The sequence below is a fragment of the Polaribacter huanghezhanensis genome, assembly GCF_030444335.1.
Taxonomy (GTDB): Bacteria; Bacteroidota; Bacteroidia; order Flavobacteriales; family Flavobacteriaceae; genus Polaribacter; species Polaribacter huanghezhanensis.
Window position 1 is genome coordinate 1,090,897 of sequence record NZ_CP128595.1, and the last position, 25,970, is coordinate 1,116,866.

Sequence of the window (25,970 nt, forward strand, 5' to 3'; positions counted from 1 at the left end):
CTAATAATTATTAGTTGTAAAATTAAATTAGTAGAGAATGAAATTGAGAGGTATTTATTTGGTGATTTTTGCACTTATAATCGTTTCGTGTAAAACAGCTAAAAAAGATAAAACCGATGCAGAATCTGGGGCAACAAAAATTGTAAACGTAAAACATTATCCCAAAGAAATACATTTAAAAAATGTAACACAATTAACTTTTGGAGGAGATAATGCGGAAGCTTATTGGAGTTTTGATGGAACAAAAATCACGTTTCAATCAAACACAAAAGAATGGGGTTTGGCATGTGATCAAATTTTTATGATGAATGCTGATGAGGTACTTTCTGACGGAAAAAGACCACAATTAATTAGCACAGGAAAAGGAAGAACAACCTGTAGTTATTTTTTACCTGGTGATACATCAATTGTTTATTCCTCTACGCATTTATCAGGCGAAGCTTGTCCGCCAGCACCAAAAAAAGAAGATCACGGAGGCAAATATATTTGGCCAGTTTATAGTTCGTTCGATATTTTTGTAGCAGATTTAAAAGGAAATATTACAAAGCAATTAACCAACGAACCTGGATATGATGCAGAGCCAACGGTTTCTCCAAAAGGAGATAAAATTGTGTTTACTTCTACGCGTTCTGGCGATTTAGAATTGTTTACCATGAATATTGACGGATCAGATGTAAAACAAATAACGCACGAATTAGGGTATGATGGAGGCGCTTTTTTCTCGCCTGATGGAACAAAATTAATTTTCCGTTCGTCACGACCAAAAACTCCAGAAGCAATTAAAGAATATAAAGATTTATTAGCGCAAGGATTGGTGATGCCAACAGAGATGGAGTTATACACATGTAATGTTGATGGAACTGATTTGAAAAAAATCACTGATTTAGGAAGTGCAAATTGGGCGCCATTTTTTTATCCAAACGGAAAAAAAGTAATTTTTTCAAGCAATCATCACAAAGCAAAACACGATGGATTTAACTTGTTTATGATTAATTTGGATGGAACCGGATTAGAGCAGATCACTTTTGATGGTGTTTTTGATGCTTTTCCAATGTTTTCGCCAGATGGTAAAAAACTAATATTTTCTTCCAATCGAAATAATAATGGGACACACGACACCAATTTATTTGTAGCTGATTGGGTAGAATAAAAGCATATATTTACACACATAAGAAATCAATCATTAATGAAGAATATTAGAAACTTTTGCATCATCGCGCATATTGATCACGGTAAAAGTACGTTGGCAGATAGATTGTTAGATTTTACAGGTTCTGTAACAGCTCGTGAAAAGAAAGATCAGTTATTAGATACGATGGATTTGGAGCGCGAACGCGGAATTACCATAAAGTCGCACGCCATCCAAATGGATTATACGCATAATGGAGAACAATATATTTTAAACTTAATTGACACTCCAGGACACGTAGATTTTTCGTACGAAGTTTCTCGTTCTATTGCTGCTTGTGAAGGCGCATTGTTAATTGTTGATGCTGCACAAAGCATACAGGCGCAAACAATTTCTAATTTATATTTGGCGTTAGACAACGATTTAGAGATTATTCCGATTTTAAATAAAGTAGATTTACCGAGTGCAAATCCAGAAGAAGTTACAGACGATATTGTAGATTTATTAGGTTGTGATCCAGAAGAAGTAATCCATGCAAGTGGAAAAACGGGTTTTGGGGTTGATAATATTATTGCAGCAATTATTGATAGAATTCCGGCCCCAAAAGGAGATCCAAATGCACCATTACAAGCCTTGATTTTTGATTCAGTTTACAATTCTTACAGAGGAATTGAAACTTATTTTAGAGTTTTAAACGGAGAAATTAAAAAAGGGCAACGCATCAAATTCATGGCAACAAATAATGAGTATTTTGCGGATGAAGTTGGAACGTTAAAATTAAGTCAGGTTGTAAAACAATCTGTAAAAACGGGTGATGTTGGGTATTTAATTACAGGAATTAAAACAGCGAAAGAAGTAAAAGTAGGAGATACAATTACAGATGCTGCAAATCCGACTACAGAAAGAATTGACGGGTTTGAAGATGTAAAACCAATGGTTTTCGCAGGGATTTATCCTGTTGATACAGAAGATTACGAAGAGTTGCGTTTTTCTATGGAAAAATTGCAACTAAACGATGCTTCTTTGGTTTTTGTGCCAGAAAGTTCTGCCGCTTTAGGTTTTGGATTTCGTTGTGGATTCTTAGGAATGTTACACATGGAAATCATTCAAGAACGTTTAGAGCGTGAGTTTAACATGACGGTTATTACAACGGTTCCCAATGTTTCGTATCATGCTTTTACAAGAAAAAATCCAGATGAGGTGATCATTTTAAATAATCCGACAGATTTACCAGATCCATCAAGTTTAGATAGAGTAGAAGAACCCTATATCAAAGCATCCATCATTACAAAATCTGATTTTGTTGGACAGGTAATGGGTTTGTGTATCGAAAAGCGTGGAGAAATCACCAATCAAACGTATTTGACAACGCAAAGAGTTGAGTTGACTTTTGACATGCCGTTGGCAGAAATTGTGTTTGATTTTTACGATCGATTAAAAACCGTTTCTAAAGGATATGCCTCTTTTGATTATTCGCCAATCGGAATGAGAGAATCAAAATTAGTACGTGTAGATATTTTATTAAATGCACAACCTGTTGATGCGCTTTCGGCACTTTTACATGCTGATAACGCCTATTCTATTGGAAAGAAAATAGTTGAAAAATTAAAAGAGTTAATTCCAAGACAACAGTTTGATATTCCTATTCAGGCAGCAATTGGAGCAAAAATTATTGCTAGAGAAACTACAAAAGCATTGCGTAAAGATGTAACTGCAAAATGTTACGGTGGAGATATTTCTCGGAAACGTAAGTTATTAGAAAAACAGAAAAAAGGAAAGAAAAGAATGCGTCAAGTTGGAAATGTAGAGATTCCGCAAGAAGCATTTATGGCGGTTTTAAAGTTGAATGATTAATCCTATCTGTCACTTTGTGACATCTTTCTAAAGGAAAGAAAAAAGATGTTTGGATTTTTAGAAGTTTAGATTTAAAGAGATAAAAAGCAAGATATAAGAATAAAGACAAAACTCCTTTTTGAGACATCAGAAAGGAGTTTTTGTTTGAAATCAAATTATTAATGATAAATTTACCCGACTATTACAGACATCAAAAATGACAAAACCAAAAATTTTACTTATTTATACTGGAGGAACGATTGGAATGGTAAAAGATTACGAAACCAATGCGTTAAAAGCATTTAATTTTGAGCAACTTTTAGATAGAGTTCCAGAATTAGTTCAGTTAAATTGTACCATTGATACCTATTCCTTTAAAGAGCCAATCGATTCTTCTAATATGAACACAGAATATTATGTAACTATCGCAGAAGTGATAGAAGATAAGTATTCTAAATTTGATGGATTTGTTGTGTTAACGGGTTCGGATACGATGGCTTATACATCATCAGCAATAAGTTTTATGTTAGAAAATTTAGCTAAACCAATAATTTTTACAGGATCACAATTGCCGATTGGTCATTTAAGAACCGATGCAAAAGAGAATTTAATTACATCCATAGAAATTGCTTGTGCCAGAAAAGATGATCAACCAGTAATTTCTGAAGTTTGTTTGTATTTTGAATATAAATTGTACAGAGCAAACAGAACCACAAAAGTAAATGCAGAACAATTTGAAGCGTTTGCGTCTTTAAATTATCCGCCTTTGGCGGAAAGTGGTGTGCATTTACATTTTAATTATGAGCTGCTTTTAAAACCTACAACAAAAGGTGCACATCTTATTGTTCGTAAAGCGTTAAATAATCATATTGTTGTATTAAAATTATTTCCAGGTATTAGAGAGGAAGTGGTAAAAAGTATTACAGAAATTAAAAACCTAAAAGGCATTGTGTTAGAATCTTATGGCTCTGGAAATGCGCCAACATACCCGTGGTTTATCAAGTTGTTAGAAGAAGCTATAAAAAATGGCATACAAATTGTTAATGTTACACAATGTATTGGAGGAAGTGTTATTTTAGGACATTATGAAACGAGTGTGGAACTGAAAAGAATTCAGGTAATAGACGGAAAAGATATTACGACTGAATCTGCCATTGCAAAATTAATGTATTTATTAGGTGAAAAAATATCGAATAAAGAGTTTAAAAAAGTATTTGAAAAACCATTAAGAGGGGAATTAAGTTTTTAAGAAAAAACAAAATTTCATGTAAAATTAATGGTGTAAAACACTCTTCAATATCAAATTAGTATAGAATTGAGTTAAATTTCACTTTTTAAGCATAAAATTTGCTGTTTTTTTTTAGCGAATCAACATTTTTTTGTTAATTGGCACTCTCAAAACGATAAAATTTGAATTTCAATAATTTGAATTTAAGAAATTGTAAAGACATTTTTTGTTGATTTGAAATTAAAATCAATATCTTTAAACCCGTTAACTATTAAAAATTAATTATAACAAAGATGAAAAAAGTATCAAACATCCTAACAGTAGCAGGATTCATGTTTTTTGGAGCTATTCAATCAACTTTTGCACAAGAAGCAGCTCAATCAGAAACTTTCCACCAAGAATTAAAGAAACGTTTTATTGAAGGAGATCCTCAATTTATGGGAATTGTATTAGTAGCCTTAATCTTAGGTTTAGCAATTGCCATCGAAAGAATTATTTATTTAAACATGGCAACAACCAATACAAAGAAATTAGTTGCTAGTGTTGATGAAGCATTAAGTTCTGGTGGTGTAGAAGCTGCTAAAGAAGTTTGTAGAAACTCTAAAGGACCAGTTGCTTCTATTTTCTATCAAGGATTAGACAGAATGGACGAAGGTGTTGAAGCTGCAGAAAAAGCTGTTGTTGGATACGGAGGAGTTCAAATGGGATTATTAGAGAAAAATGTTTCATGGTTGTCTTTATTTATTGCTTTAGCACCAATGTTAGGTTTCATGGGAACTGTGATTGGGATGATTGAAGCATTTGATAGAATTGCAATTGCAAACGATATTTCTCCAGGAGTTGTAGCAGGGGGTATTAAAATAGCCCTATTAACAACGGTATTTGGATTAGTAGTAGCAATTATTTTACAAATATTTTATAATTATATTGTATCTAAAATAGATAGTATTGTAAATAATATGGAAGATGCATCTATTTCTTTAATTGATTTATTAGTGAGATATAAAAAATAATTAGAGTTATGAAAAATAATCTATCAAAAATTTTAAACATCTTTATTGCTTTAGTGGCATTAGTTGGTGCTATTCTATTTATTAGAATCTTTATGGAAGATTCTACTGCTATAGAAACTAATATGGAAGTGCAGAACAGTGTAATATCTCCTATTATTTGGTTTTCTACAAGTTTATTGTACTTAGCAATAGGAATTGCAGTTATAATGTCTATAGGTAATTTAATTAAAAATCCAGAAAGCTTAAAAAAGACTTTATTTGGTTTAGTTGCTTTAGGCGTAATTTTAGTTTTAGCTTATTTTACTGGAGATAGTTTGGCTGTTACAGATCCACAAGGGAAAATTCTTCCTGGCGGAGAAGCTGGTTCTTCTGTAAACCAATGGGTGAGTACTGGAATATGGTATAGTATCTTCTTAGGAATTATTGCTGGAGGATTCTTTGTATTTGATTTAGTAAAAGGATTAATTAAATCTTAATTTATGGCAAGAAGAGAAACCCCAGAAATTAATGCAGGTTCTATGGCGGATATCGCCTTCTTGTTATTAATCTTTTTCCTAGTAACTACTACTATGGATGTGGATTCAGGTATTTCAAAAAAATTATCTGAAAAACCACCAAAAGATTACGTACCTCCTGTAATTAAACAGAAAAATATCTTTGAAGTTAATATCAATAGAAATAATGAGTTGCTTGTTGAAGGTGAAACTATGAAGATAGGTGAACTAAAAGAAGCTGCAAAGAATTTTATTGATAATGGAGGAGGAGAAGGAAAAGAAGTAGACGGTGTGTCTACGGGTCTTTGTAACTATTGTAAAGGAGCAAAAAGCCCGACATCTTCTGATCATCCAAATAAAGCTATTATCTCTGTTCAAAGTGATAGAGGTACAGAATATGGAATGTATATTAAAGTGCAAAACGAGTTGTTAAAAGCATATACAGAGCTAAGAAATAGATTGGCTTTAGATAAGTATAATGTTTCTTTTAATCAACTTGAAGATGACTTTAAGAAGGACCCAAAAAATGAAGATTTGAAGAAAAAGGTTGAGTTTATAAAAGCTAGCTATCCTCAAATATTATCTGATGCAGAACCAACATCTTAATTATTAAAAAACAATAAATATGTCTAAATTCGGAAAGAAGAAAAAAGAAATGCCAGCAGTAAATACGGCATCTTTACCTGACATTGTTTTTATGTTATTGTTCTTTTTTATGGTTACAACAACTATGAGAGAGACTAATTTAAAAATTGAAAACCCAGTACTTCCTAATGCTACAGAAGTAAAAAAATTGGAGCATAAAAGTTTGGTTAGTACTATTTATGTTGGTAAAGCAAAAAAAGATCAACGTGAAAAACTAGGAAGCGGAGATAAAATTCAATTGAATGATAAGATTGCAACCGCAGATGATGTAACTGCATTTATTTTAAACGAAAGATCTCAAAGATCTGATGCAGAAGTTCCATTTATGACAACTTCTATTAAAGCAGATATTAAATCTAGCGTTGGTACGATTACAGACATTAAACTTAAACTTAGAGACGTAGGTGCTTTAAAACTGAGTTTATCTAGTCGTAAATCAGAAGCAATTCAAGAATAAATTATTTCTAAAAAATACTTCAAAAGGGCAATCAAACGATTGCCCTTTTTTTATACAAAAACTGTATATTTAACGTTCTAAGTTTATCAATACTTATTATGAAAAAACTATTTTCTATTGCATTTACAATGTTGTCTTTTTGTCTTTACGCACAAAAGGATTCGTTGAATTTAGGGGATAAATATTTAGAAGATCAATTGTATGTTGGTATCAGTTACAATCAATTATTTAATCAACCAAATACTGTAATTGGAAGCGGTTTTTCGTACGGATTAAATGCAGGTTATATTAAAGACATTTCTTTGGTTAAGAGCGGAAGACTCGCTTTAGGAGTTGGAGTAGGTTACGCATTCGATTCTTTTAACCATGGATATAAAATCACCAAACCAAACAATACAGTAATTGTTGATGTAGATCCTAATCTTGTTAGCACAAACGGACTTAAATTACATTCTTTAGAATTTCCTTTTGAATTTAGATGGAGAACATCCTCCGCAAATAAGTACAAGTTTTGGAGAATTTACACTGGTTTTAAAATTAGTTATAACTTAAAAAACACTTTAGAATATACTACAAATAATGTGTTAACTAAATACAATAATCTAGAACGATTTAATAAACTTCAATACGGCTTAACCTTAGCCGCTGGCTATTCTACTTTTAATTTTAGTTTGTATTATGGGCTAACTCCGTTGTTAAAATCAGCTACTTTAGGTACAAGTCCGATCAATACAAAAGTTTTAAAATTAGGATTAATTTTCTATATTTTATAATAAACTATAAGCAATAAATTGTCCTGCTAAACCAATAAAAAATCCAAGATAAATTTCTTTTTGATTGTGCGCTTTTAAATACAATCTTGAGCTAGCTAAAACTCCTGTTAAAATAATTAAGATAATTGCAATTGGTAAAATATTGATGGAATATAAGCTTCCATAAAGTAGAAAAAAACCTAAAGTACTACTTAAAGAAAGGATGTGTAAGCTAGATTTTATTTGAAAAGTGAATAATAAATAGACGAGCGCAAGAGAAACATTTGTTCCGTAAAATAAAATTCCTAATTCCTTAAAATCTGGAATGTTAATCAGCATTTTTCCTAAAATATAAAAAATCAGCAGCATTATAAAAAGTGGCGTTTTACGCTCCTTAATACTTTCTAATTGAAAACTGTTGATTACGCCAAGAGTTTTTAAAATGACTAATGAAATTAACGGAACAATATAGGTCGAAAAAAAGACAATACTAATCAATAAATATTGACGCTCTTTTTTGATTTCATTTGGGCTAACAGATAGAAATAATAAAATTCCAATAGTTGGTATTACCATTGGATGTAAAATTACGGATATGAATTTATGAAACTTCAAAAACTAAATTTCTTTTCGTAATCTAGCAACAGGAATATCTAATTGCTCTCTATATTTGGCAATGGTTCTTCTGGCAATTGGGTATCCTTTTTCTTTTAAAACCAAAGATAATTTGTCATCTGTTAAAGGTTTTCTTTTGTCCTCATCTCCAATAACATTTTGTAATATTTTTTTAATTTCTCTCGTCGATACATCTTCTCCTTGATCGTTTTTCATCGATTCTGAGAAGAATTCCTTAATCAATTTTGTTCCGTAAGGTGTAGAAACATATTTGCTATTTGCAACTCTAGAAACAGTAGAAATATCCATTTTAATTTGATCGGCAATATCTTTTAAAATCATCGGTTTTAGCTTTCGCTCATCACCCGTTAAAAAATAATCATATTGATAATGCATAATGCTGTTCATGGTAACCAACAAGGTTTGTTGTCGTTGTCTAATGGCATCAATAAACCATTTTGCAGCATCTAATTTTTGTTTGATAAATTGCACAGCATCTTTCTGAGATTTTGATTTCTCCTTAGACTCTTGATATCCTTTAAGCATATTATTATACTCTTTCGATACATGCAATTCTGGGGCATTTCTAGAATTTAGCGTCAAATCTAATTCACCATCTATAATTTTGATAGAGAAATCTGGAATAATTTGTTCTGCAAATTTATTATTACCTGCATAAGAACTGCCAGGTTTCGGATTTAACCTGCTAATTTCTTGAATAACTTCTTTAAGTTCTTCCTCAGAAATGGTAAACTTTTCCATTAATTTATTGTAATGTTTCTTTACAAAATGATCAAAAGAAGTTTCTAAAATAGCAATCGCCAAGGTTCTTACTTTTTGTGCTGATTTAGTTTTTAGTTGAATGATTAAACATTCTTTTAAATCTCTTGCACCAACACCAATTGGATCTAATTTCTGAACAACATTTACTAATAATTCAAGTACTTTTTCTTCGGTTGTAAATACATTTTGAGTAAAAGCTAAATCATCTACTAAATCCAAGAGATCTCTTCTGATATACCCGCTGTCATCAATACTACCGACTAAAAATTCTGCAATACTTCTTTCTTCATCATTAAGACGAAACGTGTTTAGTTGGTTTTGCAATGATTGATGAAAAGAGGTGCCAGATGCATACGGCATTTCTCTATCTTCATCATCTGCAGCATAATTATTTGCTTGTGTTTTATAATTAGGAATTTCATCATCACTCAAATATTCATCAATATTGATGTCTTCGGTGTCAATTTTTTCGTTCCCATCATCTTCGTATTCGTTTTCTAAAGAATCTTCAAAATCTTCGGGTTCTTCTTTGCCTGTATCTAATGCCGGATTTTCTTCTATTTCTTGTTTTAAACGCTCTTCAAAGGCTTGTGTAGGCAACTGAATTAACTTCATCAGCTGTATTTGCTGTGGAGATAATTTTTGTAGTAGCTTAAAATTTAAACTTTGTTTGAGCATTTATTTTTTTATAAAATAATATTAAAATTCTGCGTTTTGTGGCGTTCTTGGAAATGGAATTACATCTCTAATGTTTCCCATTCCGGTTGTAAACTGGACCAATCTTTCAAATCCTAAACCAAACCCAGAATGTACTGCTGTTCCATATTTACGAAGATCTAAATACCACCATAATTCTTTTTCATCAATATCTAAAGCAGCCATTTTTTCTTTCAAAACATCTAAGCGTTCTTCTCTTTGAGAACCACCAACAATTTCCCCAATTCCAGGAAACAATACATCCATGGCTCTTACCGTTTTTCCATCTTCATTTAAACGCATGTAAAATGCTTTTATAGTTGCAGGATAATCAAATAAAATTACCGGACATTTAAAGTGTTTTTCTACTAAGAAACGTTCGTGTTCAGATTGTAAATCTGCACCCCATTCGTTAATTGGATATTGAAATTTCTTCTTTTTATTTGGTTTGCTATTGCGTAAAATATCAATCGCTTCTGTATAACTAACTCGTTTAAAATTATTTTCAGTAATAAAACGAAGTTTTTCTAATAAAGACATTTCACTTCGTTCGGCTTGTGGTTTTGTTTTCTCTTCTTGTGTTAAACGTTCGTCCAAAAACGTTAAATCATCTTTGCAAGTTTCTAATACATCCGCTAAAACCGATTTGATAAAATCTTCTGCTAAATCCATATTGCCGTCTAAATCCATAAAAGCAACTTCTGGTTCTATCATCCAAAATTCTGCTAAATGACGTGTTGTATTTGAGTTTTCTGCTCTAAAAGTTGGGCCAAAAGTATATACTTTTCCGAGTGCCATTGCAAAGGTTTCTGCTTCTAACTGACCAGAAACGGTTAAGTTGGTTTCTTTCCCAAAAAAATCTTGTTTGTAATCGATGTTTCCGTCTTTATCAACTGGAGCTTTGTTGGTTTCAAAAGCAGAAACGCCAAACATTTCTCCGGCTCCTTCTGCATCAGATCCTGTAATTATCGGCGTGTTTACATAATTAAATCCGTTTTTTTGAAAGTATGTATGCACGGCAAAAGAAAGTGCAGAACGAACCCTCATTACTGCACTAAATGTATTTGTTCTTATACGTAAATGTGCATTTTCTCTTAAAAATTCTAAGCTGTGTTTTTTAGGTTGAATTGGAAATTCATCCGCATTAGAATCTCCTAAAATTTGGATTTCAGAAACTTGAATTTCTACACTTTGCCCTTTTCCTTGGCTTTCAACTAAAGTTCCTTTTACACTTACTGCCGCACCTGTTGTAATTCTTTTAATTGTGGCTTCATCTGTCTTTTCAAAATCTATTACACATTGAATATTATGAATCGTAGAGCCATCATTTAAAGCAATAAAACGATTGCTTCTAAAAGTTCTAACCCAACCGTTTACGGTTACTTCTTGTAAAATTTTCTTTGCTTGTAATAATTCTAATACGCTACTTCTAATCATCTTCTTAAAATAAAAAATTAACACGATTACTAAGGTAATAATGAAAGACAAAGATACCTTTTTAGCGTAAAATTAACAACGAAACGCTTGTTAATAAAATTTGAATTTATTCTGCTTCCTCTTCCTTGTTTTCCTTGGGTGGAAAAATTTTCATAGAAGGTTCTTTAAATACTTTCTTGTTGGTAATTTTCTTTTCAAAAGAAAGCAATAAAGAGGGCAATAATAACAGGTTAGAAACCATTGCAAAAAGTAAAGTTACAGAAACTAAACCACCTAATGCAATTGTACCTCCAAAGCTAGAAACGGTAAAGACTAAAAATCCAAAAAACAAGACAATTGATGTGTAAAACATGCTCACTCCGGTTTCTCTTAACGCGCTATAAACAGATTTTTTAATTCGCCAATTGTTGGCTTGTAATTCTTGTCTGTATTTTGCTAAAAAGTGAATGGTATCATCCACAGAAATACCAAAAGCAATACTAAATACTAATATGGTTGATGGTTTTATTGGAATGCCAATAAAGCCCATTAATCCGGCAGTAATTAATAAAGGCAACATGTTTGGAATCAAAGAAATTAAAATCATTTGATAGGATCTAAACATCCAAGCCATAAAAAGGGCAATTAATAAAATGGCGAGTGATAAAGAAAGAATTAAATTGTTGATTAAATAATTGGTTCCTTTTAAAAATACCAATGCTTTTCCAGTTAAGTGCACATCAAATTTATCTGAAGGAAATTCTTTTGCAATTACAGCATTTAATCGATCTTGAATAATCGTCATTTTATCGGTTCCAACATCTTTCATAAAAGTGGTAATTCTAGCGTATCTGCCAGTAGAATCAACAAAATTAGTTAGCATTTTAGAGTTGTTGTTAGAGTTTTTTGTGTACGCAAAAATATAACTTTGCTCTTGTGATGTTGGCAATTGATAATATTTTGGATTGCCTAAATAATACGCTTGCTTAGAGTATTTCACCAAATTTGTAATAGAAATTGGTTTAGATAGTTCAGGAAAAGATTCAATAATTTCGTTAATTTCTTCCATCTTTTTTAGCGTAGAAAGTTTCATAACCCCTTTTTCTTTTTTGGTGTCAATAAAAATTTCTAAAGGCATAATTCCGCCAAATTCCTTCTCAAAAAACTTAATGTCTTTATAAAATTGCGTGCCTTTAGGCATGTCTTCAATCAAGCTTCCAGAAACTCTAATTTGATAAATTCCTATAATTCCAAAAATGATAAAAATAACTGCTGTAATATAAATTGCAATTCGGTTATGACGAACCATTTTTTCCATCCATTTTACAATAGTGTCTATCCATTTTTTTTCTAAATGATTTAGATGCTTTTTCTTTGGTAAAGGCATAAAGCTGTAGATAATCGGAATGATTAACAAGGCTAAAACAAAAATGCTGATGATATTTATAGAGGCTAAAACTCCAAATTGTTGCAGCAATTCACTCTTTACAAAAATAAAAGTTGCAAATCCAGAAGCTGTTGTAATATTGGTCATTAAAGTGGCATTTCCAACTTTAGAAATAACGCGTTGTAATGATTTTGCTTGATTACCGTGTTTCTTAACTTCTTGCTGATATTTATTGATTAGAAAAATAGCATTAGGAACTCCGATTACAATAATTAAAGGCGGAATTAAAGCGGTTAAAACGGTAATTTCATATCCAAATAAACCAATAAATCCAAATGCCCAAGTAACGCCAATCATTACGACTAAAAGTGTAATAAAAGTTGCTCGATACGAACGGAAAAAGAAAAAGAAAATAACTGCTGTAATCAATAAAGCACCAACAACAAACCATAAAATTTCATCTTGTATGTTTTGAGAATTTAAGGTTCGTATGTAAGGCATTCCAGAAACATGAACTTGTAAATTGTGCTCTTTTTCAAATTTTTTGATAGTTGGAATTAAAGTATTAAAGACAAAATCTCTACGAACTGGCGTATTTACTATTTTTTTATTGATATAAATTGCAGTTTGAACCGTTCCCGTTTTTTTATTATATAATAAATTGTCATAAAAAGGAAGATTCTCAAACAACTGTTTCTTTATTGCTGAAACTTCTTTTTGGGTGGTTGGAGTTTTATTTAATAAGGGCTCTAAAACAAATTTCCTATTCTTTCTGTCAGCTTTTAATTCTTGAACATCCGCAATAGAAACAGAAAAGGCTACTTCATTAGAAGCATCAATTTCTTTGGTAAGATCATTCCAAGCATTAAACTTTTCTGGAGTAAATAAAGTAGTATCTTTTACGGCAAGGATGATTAAATTTCCTTCTTCACCAAAAATTTTTAAAAACTGATTGTATTCTATATTGGCTTCATGATTTTCTGGCAGTAAGTTTGCTTCTGTATATGAAAATTTCATATACTTCATTTGTGTAGCCAAGAAAGCTGTAAAAGCAGCAACTAATACTAAAACAAGATACCTGTTTCTCAATATCAATCCGGCAACTTTGGTCCAAAAATTCATGCGTAAAAATTTATGCAAATGTAGGAAATGTTTAAGAACCTAACACATAAAAAAAGGAGCGTTCTAAAACGCTCCTTTTTTTAATAATATTGAATATTTGTTTATTAAACGGTCATAATTTCTTTTTCTTTCACCTCAAGAATAGTGTCCGTTTCTTTTACAAATTTATCTGTTAAAGTTTGCACTTCTGTTTCAGAAACTTTCTTTAAATCATCAGAAACGTCTAATTTCTTAATTTCGTTATTTGCATCTTTACGCGCATTTCTAATTCCAATTTTTGCATGTTCTCCCTCCGCTTTTGCTTGTTTAGATAAATTGATTCGGCGTTCTTCTGTTAAAGGCGGAACGTTAATCATAATAATGTCACCATTATTCATCGGATTAAAACCCAAGTTTGCTGCCTGAATGGCTTTTTCAATTTCTTGCAACATGTTTTTTTCCCAAGGTTGAACACTAATGGTTCTTGGGTCTGGAGTATTTACATTTGCAACTTGACTTAACGGTGTTTGAGAACCGTAATAATCTACCATAACATTTGCTAACATTGCAGGTGTTGCTTTTCCTGCTCTAATAGCTCTTAATTCTTTTATTAAATGCTCAATTGCATTTTGCATTTGTTCTTTTGTGCTGTCTAAAATAAACTCAATTTCTTCGTTCATTACTTAAAATTTTATAAAATATTTGCTAATTAATTATCAACAATTGTTCCTATTTTTTCTCCAGAAACTAGTTTTAATAAGTTTCCTTTTGTATTCATATCAAAAACAATAATAGGCAATTTATTTTCTTCACTTAATGTAAAAGCAGTCATGTCCATTACTTTTAACCCTTTCTCTATAACTTCTTTAAAAGTAATAGTATCAAATTTTATGGCATCTATATTTTTTTCTGGATCTGAAGTGTAGATTCCATCAACACGAGTTCCTTTTAAAATTGCGTCAGCATTGATTTCGATAGCTCTTAAAACGGCAGCAGTATCTGTCGTAAAATATGGATTTCCTGTTCCAGCTCCAAAAATAACAACGCGTCCTTTTTCTAAATGACGAACTGCTCGTCTCTTAATAAAAGGCTCTGCGACTTGTTCCATTTTTATAGCGGTTAGCAATCTTGTTTTAACACCAGCAGATTCAATAGCGCTTTGTAATGCCAATCCATTTATACACGTGGCAAGCATTCCCATATAATCTCCCTGAACACGATCCATTCCGTTACTCGCTCCTGCAACTCCTCTGAAAATATTTCCACCGCCAATTACAATGGCAACTTCAATACCTTTTTCGACAACTTGTTTAATTTCTTTTGCATATTCTGATAAACGTTGCGGATCAATTCCATAACTTCTATCGCCCATTAATGCTTCTCCGCTTAATTTTAAAAGAATTCTTTTGTATTGCATTTGTTGCTTTTGAATTTAAAAAGTTTCCACTTTCGTGAGAACAAAGGTTTGACAAATATAAGAATTTCCTAGAAAGCTTTTTGTATTGATGATTATGATTTTGTAAATAAAAAAACCATCCTAAAAAGGATGGTTTTAAATATAGTTCTTGAGAATTTTTAAGATTACCCTAAAGTAACTCTTTTGAATCCACTAATAGAAACATCTCCATACGTTTTAACGTATTCTGCAACATTTTTCTTTTCGTCTTTAATAAAGACTTGATCCAATAAACATTGTTCTTGATCTAATGTTGTGTTATCAGAAATGAATCTTTCCATTTTACCTGGTAAAATTCTATCCCAAATTTGTTCTGGCTTTCCTTCAGCTTTTAATTCTGCTTTTGCAGCTTCTTCAGCTTTAGCTAAAACAGCTTCAGTTAACTGAGCCATAGAAATATATTGAGGAACATTTTTCAATGTTTTCCCTAATCTACCTAGTTCAATATTATCTTTTTCGATAACTGCAATTCTTGCTTCAGTTTCTGCAGCAATAAAAGCAGGATCAAAATCTTTATAAGATAAAGTTGTAGCTCCCATTGATGCAATTTGCATTGCAACATCTTTTGTTAAAACATCCGCATTATCAACAACGCTAGTTAAACCAACTATTGCAGCAATTTTACCAATGTGAGTATAAGAACCTACATAAGCAGCTTCAATTCTTTCAAAAGCAGTAATGTCTAATTTTTCACCAATAACTCCAGTTTGCTCAACTAGTTTTTCTGCAACGGTCATTCCACCAAAATCAGCAGTTAAAAACTCTTCTTTGCTATTGTAATTTAAAGCGATGTCTGCAAATTGACCAGCTAATGTTACGAAAGATTCATTTTTACCCACAAAATCAGTTTCACAAGCTAAAACGATAGCAACACCAGCAGTGTTGTCTGCGTTAATTTTTGTTACTGCAGCACCTTCTGTAGATTCTCTATCAGCTCTTTTTGCAGCAATTTTCTGACCTTTTTTACGTAAAACATCAATTGCTTTATCAAAGTTTCCTTCTGCCTCTACTAATGCCTTTTTACAGTCCATCATTCCAGCTCCAGTTGCTTCTCTTAATTTTTTAACATCAGCAGCACTAATCTTTACTGTTTCCATGTTATGTATATTTTTTAATTATAATTATTTTGTTTCTTCAGTTGAAGTTTCAGCTTTCGTAGTTTTTTTAGCTTTTGGAGTTTCAGTTGTTTCAGCAACAACCTCTTCTTTAACCGCCTTTACTTTTTTAGCTTTTGGAGCTTCAGTTGTTTCAGTAACAACTTCTTCCTTAACTTCTTTCGTCTTTTCTTTTCCCGCTTTTCTTTCAGATAAACCGTTTGCAATAGCATCCGTAATAAAACTCAATACTTTTTCAATAGATTTAGATGCATCATCGTTTGATGGAATCACAAAATCAATTGGTCTAGGATCAGAATTGGTATCAACCATAGCAAAAATTGGAATGTTTAAGTTTTGAGCTTCTGCAACTGCAATGTGCTCTTTCTTAACATCAACTACAAAAATTGCGCCTGGTAAACGAGTCATATCAGTAATAGAACCTAAATTCTTTTCTAATTTTTCTCTTTGACGGTTGATTTGTAATTTTTCTCTTTTTGACAATGCATCAAAAGATCCATCTAACTTCATTCTATCAATAGTCGCCATTTTCTTAACAGCTTTTCTAATAGTTACAAAGTTGGTTAACATTCCACCAGGCCATCTTTCAGTAATGAAAGGCATGCTGATGCTTTTTGCTTTTTCTGCAACGATGTCTTTTGCTTGTTTTTTAGTTGCAACAAATAAAATTTTTCTACCTGAATTAGCGATTTTCTCTAATGCAGCAGCAGTTTCTTCTATTTTTGCAGCTGTTTTATACAAATCGATGATGTGTACACCATTACGTTCTGTATAAATGTAAGGAGCCATGTTTGGATCCCATTTTCTAGTTAAGTGACCAAAATGCACTCCACTATCTAGTAATTCTTTAATGTTTACTTTTGCCATTGTTTACTTTCTTTTAATTGTAGCAATAAGTAAGTAGCCTTATAAAAAGAGTCTTACCTATTTAGATGCTAAACTGTTTATTTAAATTATAAATGAACAATTCACTGCCACGTTTGAATAGAAATATCGAAATAAATTCGAGTATGCTATTAACGTTTCGAGAATTGGAACTTTTTTCTTGCTTTTTTCTGACCAAATTTCTTTCTTTCTACCATTCTTGGATCTCTTGTTAATAATCCATGAGGTTTTAAAAGCGCTTTGTCTTCTTCGTTTATAGAAACTAATGCTCTAGTAATTGCTAAACGAATTGCTTCTGCTTGACCAGTTACACCACCACCAAAAACATTTACTTTAATGTCATAAGACGTTAAGTTATCTGTTAATTGTAAAGGTTGTTGAACTTTATATTGTAAAGTTGAAGTGGTAAAGTAATTTGTAAACTCTCTTTTGTTGATCGTAATATTACCTTTCCCTTTTGTAAGATAAATACGAGCAACAGCTGTTTTTCTTCTCCCTATTTTGTGTACAGTTTCCATTATCTAAGATCGTTAAGGTTAATAGCTTTTGGTTCTTGAGCAGTGTGAAGGTGCTCAGTCCCAGCATATACATATAAATTTCTAAAAAGAGCTGCTCCTAATTTGTTTTTAGGTAACATTCCTTTTACTGCTTTTTCGATCAATCTTGTAGGATCTTTCTCAAACATTTCTGTTGCAGTTAGCGATCTTTGCCCACCAGGATATCCTGTGTGACGGATGTACGATTTATCAGCCCATTTGTTTCCAGAAAGGGTGATTTTTTCTGCGTTAATTACGACAACATTATCACCACAATCTACGTGAGGTGTAAAGTTGGTTTTGTATTTACCTCTAATTAGCATTGCTATTTTAGAAGCAAGACGACCTAATGTTTGCCCGTCCGCATCAACAACCAACCACTCTTTATTGGCAGTTTCTTTGTTTGCTGATACTGTTTTGTAACTTAATGTGTTCATTACACTTTAGTTTTTGTCAATTAATAAATAAAAATTTCCCTTAAAAAAGGTCTGCAAAGGTACAACTAAATATTAAATTGACAAATACTGTTTGTGTTTATTTTAGATGCTGAAAATTAAGAATATACAGAGAATATTTAACAAATAATTATGAGATTAAACCTCTATTTTCGTTTTGTTAATGTAACAATCTTAAATATTTGAAGTCTTTTTTACATAAAAAAGCTTTTCCTGTTTAAATCAACGAATTAGAATGATAAAAAAACTTTCAATTTTTCTCGCGTTTTGCGTTGTGCAAATTACTTATAGTCAAGAAACTATAGATGAAAAAGTAACAAAAAGAATTTACACTACAAAAAAAATTAAAACGGCACCAATTATCGATGGCAATATTACTGATGAAATTTGGAATGCTGTTTCTTGGGATACTAATTTTACGCAATTATCACCTATAGAAGGGAATCCACCAACTCAAAAAACAAAATTTAAAATTATTTATGATGATAAGAATTTGTACCTAGCTGTTCGGTGTTACGATTCTGAGCCAGATAAAATTGTAAAACGTTTGTCTCGTAGAGATGGAAATGACGGAGATTGGATTGAAATTAATTTAGATAGTTATCATGATTTAAGAACCGCTTTTGCATTTACAGTGACTGCTGCAGGAGTAAAAGGAGAAGAATTTGCTTCTTTAAATGGTAAAAGTTGGGATAAAAGCTGGAACCCAATATGGTTTGTAAAAACTAAGATTGACGAAGAAGGTTGGACAGCAGAATTTAAAATTCCGCTTTCTCAAATTCGATTTACAGATGATGTAGAACAAGTTTGGGGAATGCAAATACAACGAATGGATTTTAGATTAAATGAACGTACGCTGTGGCAAAGAATGCCAAGAACTGTTTCTGGCTGGATTAGTAATATGGGAGAATTACACGGAATTAAAAATATCAAACCACAAAAACAATTAGAAATTCAACCTTATGCAGTTGGGCAAACAGAAACTTTTGAAAAAGTATTAGGAAATCCGTTTGCAACAGGAAAAAGAAGTAGCACCAATTTTGGACTAGATGGTAAAGTTGGAATTACAAATAACTTAACGTTAGATTTTACTGTAAATCCAGATTTTGGTCAAGTAGAAGCCGATCCATCATCAATTTCATTAGACGGTTTTCAAATTTTTCAAGAAGAACAACGTCCGTTTTTTGTAGAAAATAAAAACATATTCGATTATCAAGTTACCAAAGCAGAAGCTGGTGGTCCATTTACAAGAGACAATGTTTTTTATTCTCGAAGAATTGGTAGAAGTCCGCACGGCGAAACAACAGCTAGTTCAGGAGAATTTGTACAAAGACCAGGGAATACAACTATTTTAGGAGCAGCAAAATTTTCTGGGAAAACAAAATCTGGGTTATCCATCGGAATTTTAGAAGCAGTTACTCAAGAAGAATTTGCAGAAATAGACAATAACGGAACACGAAGACAAGAGGTAATTGAACCATTAACAAACTACTTTTTAACAAGGTTGCAAAAAGAATACAACAATAGTAATACGCTTATTGGCGGAATCTTTACCGCATCAAATAGAAATTTAACTGATACAAATATCACGGATATTCATAATGCCGCTTATACTGGCGGAATTGATTTTAAACATCAGTGGAATGAAAGAACTTGGTACGCATCAGGAAATTTAGTAATGAGTAAAGTTTTAGGAAGTAAACAGGCAATTTATAATACGCAAACAAGTCTTAGACATAATTTTCAAAGAGTTGATGCAACGCATGTTAATGTAGATCCAAACAGAACATCTTTAACAGGAGCAGGAGGAAATATCAAAGTAGGAAAAGGTGGCGGAGAAAAATTCCTTTTTGAAAGTGGTGTAACTTGGCGTTCACCAGAATTAGAAATGAATGATATAGGTTTTCAACGAAATGCTGATGACATCACACATTATAATTGGATGGCATATAAATCATTAAAACCATTTTCTGTTTTTAGATCTTTACAAATAAATTATAATCATTATGCTTCTTGGAATTTTGAAGGAAAACACACCTATTTAGGCTTTAATAACAATTCTCATGCAACCTTTAATAACAATTGGGGAACTGGATACGGAATGCATTATGCAGTGGTAAATTATTCAGATTCGGCTTTGCGTGGCGGACCCATGTTGCGTTTGCCAAAATCATTTGAAACGAATTGGTATTTACAAAGTGATCAGCGTAAAAAAATGCAATTCAAAATAGAGTTGTCACAAGTAAATGGAGAAAGCAATTCTTTTACAAATAAAAATGCATCAATCAACTTAAAATACGTGCCAATTAATTCGTTTAATATTTCTTTATCAGCAGGAATTAGTGCTAACAAACAAAAATTGCAATATGTAACCACAAAATCTTTTGGAAGTGGAAATAATAGCGTTGCTAGATATGTAAATGCAAGTTTAGACCAAGATACATTTAATTTATCTTTGCGATTAAATTATACAATTACCCCAGAATTAACCATTCAATATTATGGTTCTCCGTTTATTTCTAGAGGAAGATATAACAACTTTAAATACATTGCCAATTCGTTGGCGAGCAATTTTACAGACAGATTTCAACAATACAATAGCAATCAAATTATGTACGATTCTAATTCTGATAGTTATTTGGTTGATGAAAATACGGATGCAACAACAGATTATTCTATTGGGAATCCAGATTTTTCTTTCATTCAGTTTCAATCTAATTTGGTTGCTCGTTGGGAATATATTCCGGGTTCTGAAGTCTTCTTAGTTTGGTCTCAGGGATTAACAAAAAACGGAAACCCGATGGATAAATTATTGCCAAGTTTAAACGATAATATTTTTGGGCAAACAGCACACAATATCTTTTTGATAAAAGCAACGTATCGATTTATGTTGTAGTTGATTATAAATAGATACCAAAAAGCCGAGTTTTAAAACTCGGCTTTTTTATGAAAACACATTTTTTCTTTTGTTGTTGGATGCGTAAATTCTAAAAAAGCTGCGTGTAAATGCAATCGATTTGCCTTTTTACCATACAAATCATCACCAATTATAGGAATATTTAATCCTAAAGAATGCGAGGCATGCACACGTAATTGATGTGTTCTTCCCGTAATGGGATATAAATAAACTCTAGTTGTATTGTTTTTTCGCTCGACAACTTCCCAACTAGTTTCTGCTTTTTTTCCGTGTTCAAAACACACCAATTGTCTTGGTCTGTCATCTAAATCGACACGTAATGGTAAATTAATTGTCCCAGAATTTTCTTTAAGGTTTCCATCCAATAAAGCCACATATTTTTTAGAAACAGTTTTATTGATAAACTGACGTTGTAAGTTTTTGTGTGCTTTTTTGTTTTTTGCTAAAACTAATAATCCAGAAGTAGACATGTCTAATCGATGCACAATAATTGGTCCTGAAATTGTTGGATATTGTTGCTTGATTCTTGTAAAAACAGAATCTTGAATGTGAATCCCTGGAACCGATAAAAACTCGGCAGGTTTGTGAACAACGATGACATCTTCATCTTCAAAAATGAGTTCGAGTTCTTTTCCGATTGCAGGATTTTGCAACATCGGATTTGTATCCATTTCAATTCCGGCTAACATATGCGCTAAAATAGGTTTGCATTTTCCTTGGCACGCCGGATAAAAATATTGGTGTTTTCTGACTTCTGTATTTGGCGATTTCCCCCACCAAAACTCTGCCATTGCAATGGGTTTTAAATTGTGTAAAAAAGCATATTGCAATAACTTTGGAGCAGCACATTCACCTGAGCCAGCTGGCGGATTTTGTTCTGTTATTTTTACAAACAATTCAGACAAGTTTTTAGTTTTTTTTGCGGAATTTAAAAACTGATATTGTTCAAATAAATACTGTTGTAGAGCAGCCGATTTTAGTTTCCGTTCTTCTTTTAAAGCATCAATCTGAGTTGCGAAAACAGCAAGTTTTTCTTTGATGGCGTTTAAGGTATGTTCCCAAAAGCGAGTAACATTGTTTAAAAAATATTTTGCTTCTAAACTTTCTTTGCTTAACCGTTCTTCAAAAGCGGCATATGCTTCGAGTTGTAATTCTGACTGCGCTTTTATTCTTCTAATATTTCGTTCTTTTTTAGCAACTTTTAATGCTTCTTTTTTCTCACGAATATCAATCGCAGCTTTTTTCTTTTCTGATTTTAATTGAGAAATCACCTCTAAATACTCTGTGTTTTTTTCTAAATCTTCAAGTTTAGAATTGATGTCATTTAAAACAGCTTCTTCTTGTAAAAAATAAGAGTCTTTGGTAAGCATATCAAAAACTGGCGGGACAAATTTTTTGTGAGTATTAGTGTTTGCCAATTTCCCTGAAACCGAAGTAATATATCCAATTTCTTTTTGTTTATTTTGCACCACCAAAACACCAAACATTTTACCAATAATCAATCCTTCTTTAGAGGAATCTAATCCGAAATTATGTTCAAAATCAGTTTGAGTTTTTAAATAATCTTGTACTTCTTTTGCGGCGATTTCACATAACATATGTGGTTCGTAATAAAAGGGAAAAGTAAACTTTGTTGGAAGTTTAATTTCTGTAATTGGAGTAGAGAAATGTTGAAAATGTTTAGACACAAAGGTGGAATAAAATTCTGGACAAAGATACTTTATAAAAATAGGTTTAAATAAAAATATATGGCGTTGTCACTGATTTTTTATTTAAAAGTAAAGGAATTAAATAACACATAGTTTTTCTTAGAAGGTAAATGTTCTCCCATAAACGATAAATTCTCTAGACTGTTATGAACGGTAAACTTGTGTTTTGTTTTTATTTTAGTTTGCAATGTTTTTACCAAAACATCATTAATATACCATTTTATAACATATAGATTCTTTATTTTAGTCAATTCTAGTTTAAAAGTATGCCATTGCTCGGCAGTTACTTTAAAAGTTCCCGATGAGTTTGGACTGTATTGTGATGTGCAATGTACAATGGCTTCATTAGGTTTTGCAGCTACTTCTTCTCGGTCTTCTTTGTTTCCTGATCCTATTTCAAAATCTATTTCGTAAGGTATTTTTCCAGAATGATAAATAAAAGCGCCAATGCTAGATTGATCGTATAAATCAAATTTTGGAACGTAAATGCTCCATTCATAAGTGCCAAGGTTAAAATTTTTACGTTTGGTTTTTACTTTTATTCTATCCTTACTGTTTGGTCGTGTGGTAATTTTTAAACTATTTTTTTCTAAGTGATACGATTTAGGGTGACCAAAAGAGTTGTCTATCCAATTTGTATTAAAAGCCTCTTGACTGTCAAAATTTTCTATAAAAGGAACGTTTCTTACAGGAATATTTTTAAAGAGTACATAATTGGTACAACTGCTCATGGAAACGATTATGAGTATCAGAAATATTTTAGAAGAATGGTTCATTTAAAATAGGTTGCTGTGTTGAATTTTAAAGATAACATTATTTGCACTACAATTCTTAAAACCAACGACAAAGTACAGTAAGAATTGTAGTGACAAACAAAAGAATTCCGCTAATACTTTTTGTTTTTACAAACGATTAAAAATTAGCTCTTAACGAAAAAATAAGATTTCTGCCTGGAGCAGAAATACCAGAACTATAGGGGCGATAACGTGTATCTAAAAGGTTTTCAATTCCAGAGCTAACTGTAAAATTTTTAGAAATATTGTAATTTGCTTTTATATTAAACGTTTGCCATGCAGGCGCATAATTATTACCATTGCCGTCTTTAGCATACAATTCTACTTTACTTTTTTCTCCAAAAGGTAAATCTTCAAACTTGCGTTCTGCCATATAGGTTGCATAAAGTTGTAAATGCAATTTGTTGGCATTAAAATTTAAACGAGAAATACCATAAAACGGAGCAGCATGTCTAGATGGACTTGTGCTTCCGTCGTCTAATTCTTCTTCTCCAACTTGGTAATTCAAATCTGTAGAAAAACTAAATCCGGCAGGAAATTTAATTTCTAAACCAGCCTGAACTCCATACACATTTGCGACAGCGGCATTTTGAATTGCTTGTACCTGACTTAATTGTCCGTCGTACATAATCTGACTTAAACCATTTAGTTTAAAATCTCTTTTTACCATTGCGTTTTGTAATTTGGTGTAATAACCAGTTACATCAACTTTTACAACATCGTTAAAAACTTTCGCAATTCCTACATCAATATTATAAGCATATTCAGCTTCAAGATCTGGATTAGGAACGGTTACACCACCAGCTTCTGAGTCAAAAACTTTACCAATATCATCAATATTTGGAGAACGAAAAGCAGTACCAAAGTTTGCGCTTAAAACGAAGCTTTTTGAAGGACGATATACGCCGCCAATACTTCCTGTAAAAGATTCTTTGTTTAATTTTGCCTTAGAAAAAGGGAAAGGATAAAAAGCTAGATTGTTGGTAAAATCGGCATCAATTGCAAATTGATTGTATCTTAATCCTGCCGATGCTGTAAACTTCTCTGAAACTTTAAATTCATCATTTACATAGACAGCAAACGAACTCCAAGTAGCATTTGGATATCTTGAAGGTCCAGTAGTTTCAGTGTCGGTTGAAAGATCGCTTACTACCCCAACAGATTTCACATCATCAAAAATATATTCGGTACCGTAAAAAAACGTGTGTTTTTCACTGAATACTTTGGTGAAATCTAAATTTACAGAATACGCTTCAACATTTTCTGTATTGATAGAGCGATTATTTTTATTTAAAGAGCGATCCATTCTGCTTTCTTCAAAAAATTGTTGTGCCAAACGTAAGCTCATTTCATCATATAAAGTAGTCGGTACTTTATAATTGATAGATAAATTATTCATGATCCATTTTTGTGGTCCATAAGACCATTCGGCATAACGCAAAGTTCCGTTTTTAAAACGATTATTACGATCGTATCTTCCGTAAGGTGATGTTTCTGAATAATGAAACCCAAATTGTAAATCCCATTTTTCATTAGGTGTAAATCTAATTTTTTGCATCATGTTTATTTGAGAATACGCAGTTGGAATTTGAAGTAACGGATCTTGTTGTGTAATAATTACATCTGTATTTCCTTGTCTTTCAACATAAATATCTTTAATATAGTCTTTTGGACCATGACTTCCTTGCCGTAAATGACCGTAATTCCAAGAACTTAAACTGGTAACTATTGCCCATTTTTTCCATCCAACATTTACATCAAAATGCTGAGTTTGTTCGTTGTTTGCGCTCGAAAAACGAGTAATGGCTTTTCCTGTTATTAAGGTTTTATCTGACAGTGATTCTTGTGGAGTTAAGGTTTGAAAACTCATAACACCACCAATTGCATCACTACCATAAATTACCGAACCTGGACCAAATAAAACTTCTGTTTTTTCTGTAGCAAACGGATCAATATTAATTACATTTTGTAGGTTCCCGCCTCTAAAAATTGCGGTATTCATTCGCACTCCATCAACAGTATATAAAAGACGGTTTGTAGCAAAACCTCTAATCATTGGGCTTCCGCCTCCTTGTTGACTTTTTTGAACATACACTTTCCCGGAAACACTTAATAAATCTGCAGCAGTTTGCGGATTTTGAAAAGCAATATCTTTCGCAGAAATTGTCGCTATTTTTATGGGGATGTTGCTAGACGATTGTCGCCATCTTGAGGCAGAAATCACCACTTGATCTAGACTTATATTTGTTGCTTCTAATTGAATTTTAAAATTAGATTGTTGGATTTGATCATAACTTTTTACAAGTGTTTTATAACCGAGCAAACGTATTTCTATGTTTTCTAATCCGTTTAGTTCTGAAATAGCTGCTTGTCCTTTTGCATTTGTTGTTGCAAATGTATGAGTTGATATATGAGATAAAGTAACAAATTCTAACGGGCTTCCATCTTCAGCATCTGTTATGGTTACTATTTGAGCATTGGCAATAGCAATTATACCAATAAATAACCAATATGATAATATCATTTTTTTCATTATAAAATTTTCTTCAGAAGT

The 25,970-nt window shown here is 32.0% G+C and carries 22 protein-coding genes; 9 read left to right on the forward strand and 13 right to left on the reverse strand.

Features of this window, described 5'->3' with window-relative positions:
• The first annotated feature begins 37 nt into the window (after positions 1 to 37).
• The 8 genes from KCTC32516_RS05215 (at position 38) to KCTC32516_RS05250 (ending at position 7,572) form a co-directional block, all read left to right on the forward strand.
• Positions 38 to 1,150, forward strand: coding sequence for a TolB family protein (locus KCTC32516_RS05215; RefSeq protein WP_301402497.1), 1,113 nt, complete (start codon positions 38 to 40; stop codon positions 1,148 to 1,150).
• Between the two features lie 36 nt (positions 1,151 to 1,186).
• On the forward strand, positions 1,187 to 2,983 hold the full coding sequence (lepA, locus tag KCTC32516_RS05220; RefSeq protein ID WP_301402499.1) for a translation elongation factor 4: 1,797 nt from the start codon (positions 1,187 to 1,189) through the stop codon (positions 2,981 to 2,983).
• Between the two features lie 196 nt (positions 2,984 to 3,179).
• Positions 3,180 to 4,211: an asparaginase gene (locus KCTC32516_RS05225; RefSeq protein ID WP_301402500.1), complete on the forward strand. Its 1,032-nt coding sequence runs from the start codon at positions 3,180 to 3,182 to the stop codon at positions 4,209 to 4,211.
• Positions 4,212 to 4,483: 272 nt separating this feature from the next.
• Positions 4,484 to 5,203, forward strand: a complete 720-nt coding sequence (locus tag KCTC32516_RS05230; protein WP_301402501.1) for a MotA/TolQ/ExbB proton channel family protein — start codon at positions 4,484 to 4,486, stop codon at positions 5,201 to 5,203.
• Positions 5,204 to 5,211: 8 nt separating this feature from the next.
• Entirely contained in the window at positions 5,212 to 5,679 is a 468-nt protein-coding gene (locus KCTC32516_RS05235) for a hypothetical protein (protein ID WP_301402502.1), read from the forward strand.
• 3 nt (positions 5,680 to 5,682) lie between these two features.
• Positions 5,683 to 6,303, forward strand: a complete 621-nt coding sequence (locus tag KCTC32516_RS05240; protein WP_301402504.1) for an ExbD/TolR family protein — start codon at positions 5,683 to 5,685, stop codon at positions 6,301 to 6,303.
• A gap of 19 nt (positions 6,304 to 6,322) precedes the next feature.
• The gene (locus tag KCTC32516_RS05245; protein WP_301402505.1) at positions 6,323 to 6,799 is read left to right on the forward strand and encodes an ExbD/TolR family protein; all 477 of its coding nucleotides are present in this window, start codon (positions 6,323 to 6,325) and stop codon (positions 6,797 to 6,799) included.
• Between the two features lie 98 nt (positions 6,800 to 6,897).
• Positions 6,898 to 7,572 carry a porin family protein gene (locus KCTC32516_RS05250; RefSeq protein WP_301402507.1) on the forward strand — a complete coding sequence of 225 codons (675 nt, stop codon included), beginning with the start codon at positions 6,898 to 6,900 and terminating at the stop codon, positions 7,570 to 7,572.
• On the opposite strand, the gene KCTC32516_RS05255 is transcribed toward KCTC32516_RS05250, so the two are convergent.
• From KCTC32516_RS05255 to rplM, 10 genes are all read right to left on the reverse strand, one after another.
• Positions 7,567 to 8,166 carry a hypothetical protein gene (locus tag KCTC32516_RS05255; RefSeq protein ID WP_301402508.1) on the reverse strand — a complete coding sequence of 200 codons (600 nt, stop codon included), beginning with the start codon at positions 8,164 to 8,166 and terminating at the stop codon, positions 7,567 to 7,569. The genes KCTC32516_RS05250 and KCTC32516_RS05255 overlap by 6 nt on opposite strands.
• Before the next feature lie 3 nt (positions 8,167 to 8,169).
• Positions 8,170 to 9,627, reverse strand: coding sequence for an RNA polymerase factor sigma-54 (gene rpoN / locus KCTC32516_RS05260; protein ID WP_301402509.1), 1,458 nt, complete (start codon positions 9,625 to 9,627; stop codon positions 8,170 to 8,172).
• A gap of 21 nt (positions 9,628 to 9,648) precedes the next feature.
• Positions 9,649 to 11,082 (reverse strand): asparagine--tRNA ligase, encoded by a 1,434-nt coding sequence (gene asnS / locus KCTC32516_RS05265; protein ID WP_301402510.1) that lies wholly within the window; start codon positions 11,080 to 11,082, stop codon positions 9,649 to 9,651.
• A 106-nt stretch (positions 11,083 to 11,188) separates the two neighbouring features.
• Positions 11,189 to 13,570, reverse strand: coding sequence for an efflux RND transporter permease subunit (locus KCTC32516_RS05270; protein WP_301402511.1), 2,382 nt, complete (start codon positions 13,568 to 13,570; stop codon positions 11,189 to 11,191).
• A gap of 104 nt (positions 13,571 to 13,674) precedes the next feature.
• Entirely contained in the window at positions 13,675 to 14,229 is a 555-nt protein-coding gene (gene frr / locus KCTC32516_RS05275; RefSeq protein WP_301402512.1) for a ribosome recycling factor, read from the reverse strand.
• Between the two features lie 29 nt (positions 14,230 to 14,258).
• Positions 14,259 to 14,966, reverse strand: coding sequence for a UMP kinase (gene pyrH, locus KCTC32516_RS05280; RefSeq protein WP_301402514.1), 708 nt, complete (start codon positions 14,964 to 14,966; stop codon positions 14,259 to 14,261).
• Between the two features lie 164 nt (positions 14,967 to 15,130).
• The gene (gene tsf / locus KCTC32516_RS05285) at positions 15,131 to 16,102 is read right to left on the reverse strand and encodes a translation elongation factor Ts (RefSeq protein ID WP_301402515.1); all 972 of its coding nucleotides are present in this window, start codon (positions 16,100 to 16,102) and stop codon (positions 15,131 to 15,133) included.
• A gap of 24 nt (positions 16,103 to 16,126) precedes the next feature.
• Positions 16,127 to 16,987, reverse strand: a complete 861-nt coding sequence (rpsB, locus tag KCTC32516_RS05290; RefSeq protein WP_301402516.1) for a 30S ribosomal protein S2 — start codon at positions 16,985 to 16,987, stop codon at positions 16,127 to 16,129.
• Between the two features lie 149 nt (positions 16,988 to 17,136).
• Positions 17,137 to 17,523 (reverse strand): 30S ribosomal protein S9, encoded by a 387-nt coding sequence (gene rpsI, locus KCTC32516_RS05295; RefSeq protein WP_301402517.1) that lies wholly within the window; start codon positions 17,521 to 17,523, stop codon positions 17,137 to 17,139.
• Entirely contained in the window at positions 17,523 to 17,978 is a 456-nt protein-coding gene (gene rplM / locus KCTC32516_RS05300; RefSeq protein WP_301402519.1) for a 50S ribosomal protein L13, read from the reverse strand. The genes rpsI and rplM overlap by 1 nt, the downstream gene beginning before the upstream one ends.
• A 253-nt stretch (positions 17,979 to 18,231) precedes the next feature.
• On the opposite strand from rplM, the gene KCTC32516_RS05305 reads away from it, so the two are divergent.
• Positions 18,232 to 20,892 (forward strand): DUF5916 domain-containing protein, encoded by a 2,661-nt coding sequence (locus tag KCTC32516_RS05305; RefSeq protein ID WP_301402520.1) that lies wholly within the window; start codon positions 18,232 to 18,234, stop codon positions 20,890 to 20,892.
• Between the two features lie 32 nt (positions 20,893 to 20,924).
• Here KCTC32516_RS05305 and KCTC32516_RS05310 read toward each other — a convergent pair whose 3' ends face one another.
• From KCTC32516_RS05310 to KCTC32516_RS05320, 3 genes are all read right to left on the reverse strand, one after another.
• Entirely contained in the window at positions 20,925 to 22,601 is a 1,677-nt protein-coding gene (locus KCTC32516_RS05310; RefSeq protein WP_301402521.1) for an RluA family pseudouridine synthase, read from the reverse strand.
• Between the two features lie 80 nt (positions 22,602 to 22,681).
• Positions 22,682 to 23,353 carry a LamG domain-containing protein gene (locus tag KCTC32516_RS05315; protein ID WP_301402522.1) on the reverse strand — a complete coding sequence of 224 codons (672 nt, stop codon included), beginning with the start codon at positions 23,351 to 23,353 and terminating at the stop codon, positions 22,682 to 22,684.
• 181 nt (positions 23,354 to 23,534) lie between these two features.
• Positions 23,535 to 25,949: a TonB-dependent receptor gene (locus tag KCTC32516_RS05320; protein WP_301402524.1), complete on the reverse strand. Its 2,415-nt coding sequence runs from the start codon at positions 25,947 to 25,949 to the stop codon at positions 23,535 to 23,537.
• Positions 25,950 to 25,970 lie beyond the last annotated feature (21 nt).